This is a genomic window from Pseudomonas sp. BP6 (genome assembly GCF_017875935.1).
Taxonomy (GTDB): domain Bacteria; phylum Pseudomonadota; class Gammaproteobacteria; order Pseudomonadales; family Pseudomonadaceae; genus Aquipseudomonas; species Aquipseudomonas putida_Y.
In genome coordinates, this window is the sequence record NZ_JAGINI010000001.1 from 4,638,737 (window position 1) to 4,651,007 (window position 12,271).

Annotated in this window: 5 protein-coding genes, 2 tRNA genes and 3 rRNA genes; 1 reads left to right on the forward strand and 9 read right to left on the reverse strand. The window is 56.0% G+C overall.

Annotation, left to right across the window (positions count from 1 at the left end; all coding sequences use genetic code 11):
* The first annotated feature begins 245 nt into the window (after positions 1–245).
* On the forward strand, positions 246–524 hold the full coding sequence (rpsT, locus tag J3A98_RS21070) for a 30S ribosomal protein S20 (RefSeq protein ID WP_003247625.1): 279 nt from the start codon (positions 246–248) through the stop codon (positions 522–524).
* 247 nt (positions 525–771) lie between these two features.
* Here rpsT and J3A98_RS21075 read toward each other — a convergent pair whose 3' ends face one another.
* The 9 genes from J3A98_RS21075 to J3A98_RS21115 all read right to left on the reverse strand — a co-directional run bounded on the left by J3A98_RS21075 (position 772) and on the right by J3A98_RS21115 (position 12,230).
* The gene (locus J3A98_RS21075; RefSeq protein WP_209968143.1) at positions 772–3,072 is read right to left on the reverse strand and encodes an MlaD family protein; all 2,301 of its coding nucleotides are present in this window, start codon (positions 3,070–3,072) and stop codon (positions 772–774) included.
* The gene (locus J3A98_RS21080) at positions 3,065–3,688 is read right to left on the reverse strand and encodes a paraquat-inducible protein A (protein ID WP_209968145.1); all 624 of its coding nucleotides are present in this window, start codon (positions 3,686–3,688) and stop codon (positions 3,065–3,067) included. The genes J3A98_RS21075 and J3A98_RS21080 overlap by 8 nt, the downstream gene beginning before the upstream one ends.
* Positions 3,675–4,334 carry a paraquat-inducible protein A gene (locus tag J3A98_RS21085; protein WP_209968147.1) on the reverse strand — a complete coding sequence of 220 codons (660 nt, stop codon included), beginning with the start codon at positions 4,332–4,334 and terminating at the stop codon, positions 3,675–3,677. The genes J3A98_RS21080 and J3A98_RS21085 overlap by 14 nt, the downstream gene beginning before the upstream one ends.
* 299 nt (positions 4,335–4,633) lie before the next feature.
* Positions 4,634–4,749: ribosomal RNA gene (gene rrf, locus J3A98_RS21090) — 5S ribosomal RNA — on the reverse strand.
* Positions 4,750–4,880: 131 nt separating this feature from the next.
* Positions 4,881–7,773 (reverse strand): 23S ribosomal RNA (locus J3A98_RS21095).
* A 243-nt stretch (positions 7,774–8,016) separates the two neighbouring features.
* Positions 8,017–8,092, reverse strand: a tRNA-Ala gene (locus J3A98_RS21100).
* 24 nt (positions 8,093–8,116) lie between these two features.
* Positions 8,117–8,193, reverse strand: a tRNA-Ile gene (locus J3A98_RS21105).
* A gap of 85 nt (positions 8,194–8,278) precedes the next feature.
* Positions 8,279–9,815: ribosomal RNA gene (locus J3A98_RS21110) — 16S ribosomal RNA — on the reverse strand.
* The 16S, 23S and 5S rRNA genes sit together here with 2 tRNA genes alongside, the layout of an rRNA operon.
* A gap of 921 nt (positions 9,816–10,736) precedes the next feature.
* Positions 10,737–12,230: a CoA-acylating methylmalonate-semialdehyde dehydrogenase gene (locus tag J3A98_RS21115; protein WP_003255276.1), complete on the reverse strand. Its 1,494-nt coding sequence runs from the start codon at positions 12,228–12,230 to the stop codon at positions 10,737–10,739.
* Between the last annotated feature and the right edge of the window lie 41 nt (positions 12,231–12,271).

Here is a 12,271-nt window from a genome sequence, read left to right on the forward strand (position 1 = left end):
AGATTCACGCCAATGACAGAGGACGCTGCCAGACAGCGTCCGAATGTGCGATACTCCCGCGCCTTCGCAGGGGAGCCAAAAATTCCCGAGTGTACAGGTCGCGCAGCAGAAAGGAATCTTTCCTACCTGTTGGCGCACCGCTCGGCGGAACCTTGCAGGTGGCCTTGACATCCGCTCGACTGATCGGCATGATTCGCGGCCTATTTTGTTTGCTATTTACCTAAAGTCTTTCGAGGAGCTCGACGGTGGCCAACACACCTTCCGCCAAGAAACGTGCAAAACAGGCTGAGAAGCGTCGCAGCCACAACGCCAGCCTGCGTTCCATGGTTCGCACCTACATCAAGAATGTAGTCAAAGCCATCGACGCAAAAGACGCCGAAAAAGCGCAAGCCGCTTACGTTCTGGCTGTACCTGTAATCGACCGTATGGCCGACAAGGGTATCATCCACAAGAACAAGGCTGCTCGTCACAAAGGCCGTCTGAATGGCCACATCAAGGCGCTGAAAGAAGCTGCAGCTGCCTAAGCGACGTGCAAGTCGAAAAGCCGACCCTAGGGTCGGCTTTTTGTTGCCTGCGATTTATGCTTGCAGGCACAGCTCCATGTGGGACTCGATCTCTGTGGGAGCGGCCTTGTGTCGCGAAAGGGCTGCGGAGCAGCCCCGGCAATCTCAGCTTCTGCGCTGAAACCGAGGGGCCGCTACGCGCCCCTTTCGCGACGCAAGGCCGCTCCCACAAAAAAGCGGGGCCGCGCTTGGCGGCCCTACTTTTACATCACTTGGCGATCTGAATCTTCGGTGCCCACTGCAGCCATTCATCCTCGGCCTTGTCGAACAAGGCAAAGGTCTGCCGCGGCCGTGCCGGGTTACCCATCTGCTCGCCATCTGGCGTTGCGAAGGCGATACCGCCATCGATCAGGGTTTCCACCGACTCGGTATGCACTGTAGCCCCCTTGAACAGCCCCCAGTCGAAACCGAAACCACTGCTGTTCCAGAAGCGGCTACCGCTGCGCACCAAGGCGGCATAGCGCGGCTCGATGAGGATATGAATCAGCACGCGGTCAGCGCTCTGGCCCAGCTCGAAGCCTGTCACCTTGCCCACCTTGACCTCACGATAAGTAACCGGCACACCCGGCTTGATCGAGCCGCGGCGTGGCGCACTGAGCGTCAATGGCAGGCCGACCTCTGGCCCTGCTACCTGCGGGGCATCTGCCAAGGCGATGAAATCGCGCTGTGGCCCACGGTCCTTGGCTGCTGGCTGCACCTCCAGGTACTGCCCACCAATCAGAGTGTCGAGGTTTTCAGTGCGCACCAGGCCCAGGGCCGGCTTGACCACCCAGAACTGCGTCCCGGCACGGGCAATACGATCCGCCGCTTCGGTAATCCGCGCCCGCAGCAGCACCGCCTGCAGGTCATCGGTGAGGTCGACACTCTCGATACTGCCCACATCCAGGCCGCGGAAGCGGATGGCCGTGCCCGGCTTCAGGCCATCGGCACGCTCTACACGGATGGTGATCAACGTACCCGCACGGTTTACCGCCTCCTGACTGTCATGCAGGCGGAAGCGTGGAATGTGTCGCTTCAGCGGTACATCGGGCCGTGGCGTATCGAACGCAATACCGCCGGCCATCAGTGTTTGCAGCGACTCACTCTTGATCTTGATGCCCGACAGGCCGCCGGTCAGGGTGATCCCACTGACATTCCAGAAGCGCGACGAACCATTGACCAGCTTCTCGTACTCCTTCTCGATATGCACACCGATCAAGATGCGGTTGCTGTTACGGGCGAACTGATAGCTCTGCACGCTACCCACCTTCACCTGGCGATACATCACCGGGCTGCCGATTTCCAGCGAACCCAAGGTGTCGGCGAACAACACCATGTGCAGGCCCGGCGCCTTGAGGTCGAGCGGCGGCGCCTTGGCACGCGCCTCGAACTCACGCTCTGGCCGTGCGCCCTTCTCACCTGGACGAATGGCGATGTAGTTACCTTTGACCAGCGCTTCCAGGCCAGTGATTCCCGCCAGGGAAATCGACGGCTTGACCACCCAGAACTGCGTCCCCTCTACCAGGTAGTCCTCGGCCAGCGGGTCGAGTGTCAGCTCAGCCGAAGCGCTGGCCAGGTTGTCTTCCATCTTCAGGGCTTTCAGCGAGCCCACCTGGATGCCTTTGTACATGACGGGCGTGCGACCCGCCTGCAGCCCCTCATAATCGTTCAGCTTCACTTTTACCCGGATACCCGCCTGGGCGGCATCGAAGTCCTCGTACAGGCGGAACGGCAGGCTCGGATCGGTGGGTGGGCTGTCCTTGCGGTACTCCGGCGTGGCGAAGGCGATACCACCCGCCACAATGCTCGACAACGACTCACTGCGCACCTTCACACCCGAAAGTGAAGCATCGATGCTGACACCGCTGGCGTTCCAGAAACGCGTGTGCTTACGCACCAGGCTGGCGTAGGCCGGCTCGATGAAGACTTTCACCTCTACGGTGCTCTGGTCCTCGGACAGGCGGTAGCTTTTCACCCGGCCAACCTGAATCTGCTTGTAGAACACCGGGCTGTCCCGGTTGAGCGAGCCCAGCCTGTCGGCCTTGAGGGTCAGGTGCAGGCCTGGTTCCGAGTCCGAGAGCGGTGGCGCCACCTCCAATGCAATGAAGCGCTTGGTACGCTCCCCCTCCCCCGGACTAACGGCGATGTAGTTACCCGACACCAGTGTTTCAAGGCCAGATATACCGGCCAGACTGACACTCGGCTTCACCAGCCAGAAACGCGTGCCTTTGTTCAGATGGGGCTCGGCGGCTTTGTTCATCTCGATGGTGGCGATCACCCCCTGCGTGTCGCCCTTGGCGTCGAGCACCAGGCTTTTCACCTTGCCAACTGGCATACCCTTGTAGATGACCTCGGTCTTGTTGGCGACGATACCCTCTCCCGACTCGAAGCGGACTTCAATTTCCACGCCAGCGTCGCGGTAGGCCTGCCACGCGAGCCAGCCACCGATCATCAGTGCAATCAAGGGCAGGATCCAGATGGCCGACCAGTTCGAGGCTGGGCGGGTTTTAGCCGTTGGCAGGTCACTCATGGTCGTCATCCGACTCCGTGTTATCCCAAATCAGTCGGGGATCGAAAGTTAAAGCGGCAAGCATTGTCAGGATCACCACAGTTGCGAAGGCGACAGCGCCCAGGTTGGCTTCGACACTGGCTATTCGGCCAAAATTCACCACTGCCACCAGGATGGCAATGACGAAGATGTCCAGCATGGACCAGCGCCCAATGAATTCGATGAAGCGGTACATCAATATCCGCTGTCGGGCTGAAAGCGGTTGCCGCCGCTGAACGGAGTACAACAGCAGGCCGATGCCCACCAGCTTGAAGGTGGGGACCAGGATACTGGCAATGAACACCACAGCCGCAATGGGCACCATGCCGTGCTTGAGCAGGGTGATGACACCGGACATGATGGTGTCCGGACTGCCCTGACCGAGGGTGCTCACGGTCATGATCGGCAGTATGTTGGCCGGGATGTAGAGGATCGACGCCGCAATCAGCAACGCCCAGGTACGCACAATACTGTTCGGCCGGCGTGCATGCACAATAGCGCCGCAGCGTGTGCAGGTTTGCGCAGTACTGCCGTCCTCTCGCCTGTTCAGTTCGTGACACTCATTGCAGACAAGAATGCCTGCGTCAATCGCCCGCATGCAGGTCCTCCCCTGATAACGCACTCCAGATCTGGTGGGGCGACATCACCACCTCGAGCCACACCTGGATCAATAACAGACTGATGAAACAGAACAGCCCCAGGCCCACGGTGAGTTCGGCCAGATCCACCAGTTTGACGATGGCCACCAGCACCCCCATGAAATAGACCTCGAGCATGCCCCAGTCACGCAGGTGGTGATAGATGCGGTAGAAGACCAGGCCGTAGTCACGCCCGAAGTTCAGGCGGATGCTCAACAGGACGGCCAGTTGGCAGAGCAGTTTCGCCAGTGGAATGACCATGCTGCAGAGCAACACCACCACGGCAACACCGCGCATTCCCGAGTTGTACAAGCCGAGCACGCCACTCCAGACGGTATCGTCCGAAGTCTGACCAAGCAGGTGCAACTGCATGATCGGCAGAAAATTGGCCGGCACGAACAGCAAAAGGGCTGCCAGTACCAGGGCCAGGCTGCGATTGACCACATTGTGCCGGTGGGCATAGAGCTCGTAGCCGCAGCGCGGGCATTGGGCCTTCTCATCGTGCTGCAGCACTGGCTTGCGCAGCAGCAGGTCGCATTCATGGCAGGCGACAAGCTCGTCCAACGGCAGCTGGGCCAGGGTTTCAGGTTCGACAGAATTGGACATAGGGCGCTTCTGAATAGGTGCGTGAGGGCTATTCTAGTGTTCTGGCTCGAATTATGGGAGGCGACGTTGGCCTGGAGGGTATGCGCCCCTGCCTGGCGTTGCACCCTTCCCTGTAGGAACGGGTTTACCCGCGAACCCTGTAGGAGCGGGTTTACCCGCGAACACCGGCGAAGCCGGTGCCCTCCACCGAGTTGCCTGCTTCACGGCATGCCCACAGTGATTCAAACAAGCCCTGGCTTTTTTTCCCACAAAGACAAAACCCCTACCTGCATGCGCAGATAGGGGTTTTGCGAAATGAATCTTGACGATGACCTACTCTCACATGGGGAAACCCCACACTACCATCGGCGATGCATCGTTTCACTGCTGAGTTCGGGATGGGATCAGGTGGTTCCAATGCTCTATGGTCGTCAAGAAATTCTGTAGCCAGAATGTCCAGATGGACAGCCCAGCGAATCCGGATATGCGATATTTGTGGTCTTACGAATTTTCGGGTCTTTCGTCTTCACCACCGCAACCTGCGTCAGCAAATTGCTTGGGTGTTATATGGTCAAGCCTCACGGGCAATTAGTATTGGTTAGCTCAACGCCTCACAGCGCTTACACACCCAACCTATCAACGTCGTAGTCTTCGACGGCCCTTTAGGGGATTCAAGATCCCAGTGAGATCTCATCTTGAGGCAAGTTTCCCGCTTAGATGCTTTCAGCGGTTATCTCTTCCGAACATAGCTACCCGGCAATGCCACTGGCGTGACAACCGGAACACCAGAGGTTCGTCCACTCCGGTCCTCTCGTACTAGGAGCAGCCCCTCTCAAATCTCAAACGTCCACGGCAGATAGGGACCGAACTGTCTCACGACGTTCTAAACCCAGCTCGCGTACCACTTTAAATGGCGAACAGCCATACCCTTGGGACCGGCTTCAGCCCCAGGATGTGATGAGCCGACATCGAGGTGCCAAACACCGCCGTCGATATGAACTCTTGGGCGGTATCAGCCTGTTATCCCCGGAGTACCTTTTATCCGTTGAGCGATGGCCCTTCCATACAGAACCACCGGATCACTAAGACCTACTTTCGTACCTGCTCGACGTGTTTGTCTCGCAGTCAAGCGCGCTTTTGCCTTTATACTCTACGACCGATTTCCGACCGGTCTGAGCGCACCTTCGTACTCCTCCGTTACTCTTTGGGAGGAGACCGCCCCAGTCAAACTACCCACCATACACTGTCCTCGATCCGGATAACGGACCTGAGTTAGAACCTCAAAGTTGCCAGGGTGGTATTTCAAGGATGGCTCCATGAGAACTGGCGTCCCCACTTCAAAGCCTCCCACCTATCCTACACAAGCAAATTCAAAGTCCAGTGCAAAGCTATAGTAAAGGTTCACGGGGTCTTTCCGTCTAGCCGCGGATACACTGCATCTTCACAGCGATTTCAATTTCACTGAGTCTCGGGTGGAGACAGCGCCGCCATCGTTACGCCATTCGTGCAGGTCGGAACTTACCCGACAAGGAATTTCGCTACCTTAGGACCGTTATAGTTACGGCCGCCGTTTACCGGGGCTTCGATCAAGAGCTTCGCTTGCGCTAACCCCATCAATTAACCTTCCGGCACCGGGCAGGCGTCACACCCTATACGTCCACTTTCGTGTTTGCAGAGTGCTGTGTTTTTAATAAACAGTCGCAGCGGCCTGGTATCTTCGACCGGCATGAGCTTACGGAGCAAGTCCTTCACCCTCGCCGGCGCACCTTCTCCCGAAGTTACGGTGCCATTTTGCCTAGTTCCTTCACCCGAGTTCTCTCAAGCGCCTTGGTATTCTCTACCTAACCACCTGTGTCGGTTTGGGGTACGGTTCCCAGTTATCTGAAGCTTAGGAGCTTTTCTTGGAAGCATGGTATCAACCACTTCGTCGCCTAAAGGCAACTCGTCATCAGCTCTCGGCCTTGAAATCCCGGATTTGCCTAAGATTTCAGCCTACCACCTTAAACCTGGACAACCAACGCCAGGCTGGCCTAACCTTCTCCGTCCCTCCATCGCAATAACTGGAAGTACAGGAATATTAACCTGTTTTCCATCGACTACGCTTTTCAGCCTCGCCTTAGGGACCGACTAACCCTGCGTCGATTAACGTTGCGCAGGAAACCTTGGTCTTTCGGCGTGCGAGTTTTTCACTCGCATTGTCGTTACTCATGTCAGCATTCGCACTTCTGATACCTCCAGCAAGCTTCTCAACTCACCTTCACAGGCTTACAGAACGCTCCTCTACCGCATCATCATAAGATGATACCCGTAGCTTCGGTGCATGGTTTGAGCCCCGTTACATCTTCCGCGCAGGCCGACTCGACTAGTGAGCTATTACGCTTTCTTTAAAGGGTGGCTGCTTCTAAGCCAACCTCCTAGCTGTCTAAGCCTTCCCACATCGTTTCCCACTTAACCATGACTTTGGGACCTTAGCTGACGGTCTGGGTTGTTTCCCTTTTCACGACGGACGTTAGCACCCGCCGTGTGTCTCCCATGCTCGGCACTTGTAGGTATTCGGAGTTTGCATCGGTTTGGTAAGTCGGGATGACCCCCTAGCCGAAACAGTGCTCTACCCCCTACAGTGATACATGAGGCGCTACCTAAATAGCTTTCGAGGAGAACCAGCTATCTCCGAGCTTGATTAGCCTTTCACTCCGATCCACAGGTCATCCGCTAACTTTTCAACGGTAGTCGGTTCGGTCCTCCAGTCAGTGTTACCTAACCTTCAACCTGCCCATGGATAGATCGCCCGGTTTCGGGTCTATACCCAGCGACTAAACGCCCTATTAAGACTCGCTTTCGCTACGCCTCCCCTATTCGGTTAAGCTCGCCACTGAATATAAGTCGCTGACCCATTATACAAAAGGTACGCAGTCACCTAACAAAGTAGGCTCCCACTGCTTGTACGCATACGGTTTCAGGTTCTATTTCACTCCCCTCTCCGGGGTTCTTTTCGCCTTTCCCTCACGGTACTGGTTCACTATCGGTCAGTCAGTAGTATTTAGCCTTGGAGGATGGTCCCCCCATATTCAGACAAAGTTTCTCGTGCTCCGTCCTACTCGATTTCATTGATAAGAGATTTTCGTGTACGGGGCTATCACCCACTATGGCCGCACTTTCCAGAGCGTTCCACTAATCTCAAATCAACTTAAGGGCTGGTCCCCGTTCGCTCGCCACTACTAAGGGAATCTCGGTTGATTTCTTTTCCTCAGGGTACTTAGATGTTTCAGTTCCCCTGGTTCGCCTCTTGCACCTATGTATTCAGTACAAGATACTCAGCTTATGCTGAGTGGGTTCCCCCATTCAGAGATCTCTGGATCACAGTCTGTTTGCCGACTCCCCAAAGCTTATCGCAGGCTACCACGTCTTTCATCGCCTCTGACTGCCAAGGCATCCACCGTATGCGCTTCTTCACTTGACCATATAACCCCAAGCAATCTGGTTATACTGTGAAGACGACATTCGCCGAAAATTCGTACGTTGCTCTTTCGAGCAGAACTCACAAATTTTACCTTAGCCTGATCCACCAGCAGTGAAACTGGTGTTCAGTCTATATCTATCACATATCCGAATTTTTAAAGAACGATCTGACAAAAGTCAGAAATCAACATTCGAGCTGAATGTTCATTTCTAAGTTCTGACAAGTGACTGCGTACGGCGAAAGTGGTGGAGCCAAGCGGGATCGAACCGCTGACCTCCTGCGTGCAAGGCAGGCGCTCTCCCAGCTGAGCTATGGCCCCGTATTTTACGGCTGAACCATGTAATGGTAGGTCTGGGCAGATTTGAACTGCCGACCTCACCCTTATCAGGGGTGCGCTCTAACCAACTGAGCTACAGACCTATAACAGGGTCGCGTTACAGCATCGTCTTTTACAATGAATCAAGCAATTCGTGTGGGAGCTCATCAGCAGGCTGATGTCGTCGATTAAGGAGGTGATCCAGCCGCAGGTTCCCCTACGGCTACCTTGTTACGACTTCACCCCAGTCATGAATCACACCGTGGTAACCGTCCTCCCGAAGGTTAGACTAGCTACTTCTGGTGCAACCCACTCCCATGGTGTGACGGGCGGTGTGTACAAGGCCCGGGAACGTATTCACCGCGACATTCTGATTCGCGATTACTAGCGATTCCGACTTCACGCAGTCGAGTTGCAGACTGCGATCCGGACTACGATCGGTTTTGTGAGATTAGCTCCACCTCGCGGCTTGGCAACCCTCTGTACCGACCATTGTAGCACGTGTGTAGCCCAGGCCGTAAGGGCCATGATGACTTGACGTCATCCCCACCTTCCTCCGGTTTGTCACCGGCAGTCTCCTTAGAGTGCCCACCATAACGTGCTGGTAACTAAGGACAAGGGTTGCGCTCGTTACGGGACTTAACCCAACATCTCACGACACGAGCTGACGACAGCCATGCAGCACCTGTGTCAGAGTTCCCGAAGGCACCAATCCATCTCTGGAAAGTTCTCTGCATGTCAAGGCCTGGTAAGGTTCTTCGCGTTGCTTCGAATTAAACCACATGCTCCACCGCTTGTGCGGGCCCCCGTCAATTCATTTGAGTTTTAACCTTGCGGCCGTACTCCCCAGGCGGTCAACTTAATGCGTTAGCTGCGCCACTAAAATCTCAAGGATTCCAACGGCTAGTTGACATCGTTTACGGCGTGGACTACCAGGGTATCTAATCCTGTTTGCTCCCCACGCTTTCGCACCTCAGTGTCAGTATCAGTCCAGGTGGTCGCCTTCGCCACTGGTGTTCCTTCCTATATCTACGCATTTCACCGCTACACAGGAAATTCCACCACCCTCTACTGTACTCTAGCTTGCCAGTTTTGGATGCAGTTCCCAGGTTGAGCCCGGGGCTTTCACATCCAACTTAACAAACCACCTACGCGCGCTTTACGCCCAGTAATTCCGATTAACGCTTGCACCCTCTGTATTACCGCGGCTGCTGGCACAGAGTTAGCCGGTGCTTATTCTGTCGGTAACGTCAAAACAGCAAGGTATTAGCTTACTGCCCTTCCTCCCAACTTAAAGTGCTTTACAATCCGAAGACCTTCTTCACACACGCGGCATGGCTGGATCAGGCTTTCGCCCATTGTCCAATATTCCCCACTGCTGCCTCCCGTAGGAGTCTGGACCGTGTCTCAGTTCCAGTGTGACTGATCATCCTCTCAGACCAGTTACGGATCGTCGCCTTGGTGAGCCATTACCCCACCAACTAGCTAATCCGACCTAGGCTCATCTGATAGCGCAAGGCCCGAAGGTCCCCTGCTTTCTCCCGTAGGACGTATGCGGTATTAGCGTTCCTTTCGAAACGTTGTCCCCCACTACCAGGCAGATTCCTAGGCATTACTCACCCGTCCGCCGCTGAATCAAGGAGCAAGCTCCCGTCATCCGCTCGACTTGCATGTGTTAGGCCTGCCGCCAGCGTTCAATCTGAGCCATGATCAAACTCTTCAGTTCAATACTGCTTGGGTTTTTAAGAAACCCTAAACTTGGCTCAGCAATCTCAAATGACTATGTGATTTCTCGCATGGCCACTTGTGATGCTGATAATCTTTTTGACTATCAGTCCGTACTCACAAGCACCCACACGAATTGCTTGATTCGATTTGTTAAAGAGCGTTTGGTTAAGAGCTTTTCGTCTCAACCGAGGCGCGCATTCTACGCTTTCCTCAGAGCCTGTCAAGCGTTTATTTTGAAGTTTTTTGCGAGAAACTCGTTTAGCTTCAAACACTTGGCTCGCTGCGATCTCTCGTAGCGGGAGGCGAATCATACAGCACTTAGAAGCACTGTCAACCACCTTTTCAACCGCTTTCGATCATTTGATCGTAGCCCTTGCAGCACCTTCAGAATTGTCTAACTCATTGAATTTCAAGGAGTTTGTCGTTCCGTTGTCGCTGGAAGTGGGGCGCATTATAAGGGGATTCGCGAGGGCGTCAACCTTTAATTTCAAGAAAGTGAAATATAAGGGGAAAAGACCGTATCGGGGCTACCAGTGTTCGCCACAACAGTTTCAGCGCCTGTGAGACCGAGCACCGCCCGCGCGGCGCTTCGCGGGTAAACCCGCTCCTACGTTTGTTTCGGACCAGTCCCTCCTGTACCGGGCGCGCGCGACCGCCTTGTTGGTACGCCGCGATATCGAGACAGGCACCAAGGCGTTCGCGCGCGAATCCCACAGGCATAATTGGCCCGAAACAAACGTAGGAGCGGGTTTACCCGCGAAGCGCCGCGCGGGCGGCGCTCGATCTCACAGGCGCTGCAGGGGTTATGGCAGACACATCTCACCGCCAAAACCACCTCAAGACATCAACAACAGCAACAACCAAACCCCAAAAAACAAAACGGGGAGGCCTGACGGCCTCCCCGCTTCATCTACTTCCCTTACAGGCTAGGGAATGCAAACTGCGACGCTTCATGGCTGGCCCGCTGCGGCCAACGCTGGGTAATTGCCTTGCGGCGGGTATAGAAGCGCACACCATCCGGGCCATAGGCATGCAGGTCACCAAACAGCGAACGCTTCCAGCCACCAAAGCTGTGGTAGGCCACCGGCACTGGCAGCGGTACGTTGACACCCACCATACCCACTTCGATCTCGTCGCAGAACAAACGGGCCGCTTCACCGTCACGGGTAAAGATGCAGGTGCCGTTGCCATACTCGTGATCGTTGATCAGCTGCATGGCCTGCTCCAGGCTATTCACCCGGACCACGCACAGCACCGGACCAAAGATCTCTTCTTTATAGATGCGCATCTCCGGGGTCACCTTGTCGAACAGTGTGCCACCCACGAAGTAGCCATCTTCATTACCCGCCACACGGAAGCCACGTCCATCCACCACCAGCTTGGCGCCAGCAGCAACACCGTCATCGATGTAACCCACGACCTTGTCACGCGCTGCCGCAGTCACCAGCGGGCCCATGTCCAAGCCACACGAGGTGCCGGCACCAATCTTCAGCGCCTTGATCTGTGGCTCCAGCTTGGCAATCAGGGCATCGGCCACTTGGTCGCCCACGCATACGGCTACCGAAATGGCCATGCAACGCTCGCCACACGAACCGTAAGCCGCGCCCATCAGGGCACTGACTGCGTTGTCCAGGTCGGCATCCGGCATCAGCACCGCGTGGTTCTTCGCGCCCCCCAGGGCTTGTACACGCTTGCCACGCTTGGTGCCTTCGGCATAGATGTACTCGGCGATCGGGGTCGAACCCACGAAGCTCAGTGCTTTCACTTCCGGTGCTTCGATCAGCGCATCCACCGCTTCCTTGTCACCGTGCACCACGTTGAGGATGCCCTTCGGCAGCCCGGCTTCCAGCAGCAACTGGGCAATGTACAAGGTCGAGCTCGGGTCACGCTCGGAAGGCTTGAGGATGAATGCGTTGCCGCAGGCGATGGCCAGCGGGTACATCCACAGCGGCACCATGGCGGGGAAGTTGAACGGGGTAATACCGGCAACCACGCCCAGCGGCTGGAAATCGGACCAGGCGTCGATGTTCGGACCGACGTTGCGGCTGTACTCCCCCTTCAGCACTTCTGGGGCTGCACACGCGAACTCGACGTTCTCGATACCACGCTTCAGTTCGCCGGCGGCGTCCTCCAAGGTCTTGCCGTGCTCTTCGCTGATCATCTGCGAAATCTTGGCTTCGTTCTGCTCCAGCAGTTGCTTGAAGCGGAACATCACCTGGGCGCGCTTGGCCGGAGGGGTGTTGCGCCAGGCCGGGAAGGCGGCCTTGGCCGAGTCGATCGCTTCCTGAACAGTTGCGCGGCTGGCCAGTTCGACCTTGCGAACGGCCTGGCCAGTGGACGGGTTGAAGACATCGGCGGTGCGCTCACCCTTGGTAACCAGTTCGCCGTGAATCAGGTGCTGAACAATGCTCATGCAAAACTCCAGATAAACAAAGGAGAGCCAGGCACGCGCTG

What these genes read in the sequence shown, in the direction of transcription:
- J3A98_RS21075 (WP_209968143.1), bottom strand. Translation starts at nt 3,072, where the DNA reads ATGAGTGACCTGCCAACGGCTAAAACCCGCCCAGCCTCGAACTGGTCG.
- J3A98_RS21115 (WP_003255276.1), bottom strand. Translation starts at nt 12,230, where the DNA reads ATGAGCATTGTTCAGCACCTGATTCACGGCGAACTGGTTACCAAGGGT.
- J3A98_RS21085 (WP_209968147.1), bottom strand. Translation starts at nt 4,334, where the DNA reads ATGTCCAATTCTGTCGAACCTGAAACCCTGGCCCAGCTGCCGTTGGAC.
- J3A98_RS21080 (WP_209968145.1), bottom strand. Translation starts at nt 3,688, where the DNA reads ATGCGGGCGATTGACGCAGGCATTCTTGTCTGCAATGAGTGTCACGAA.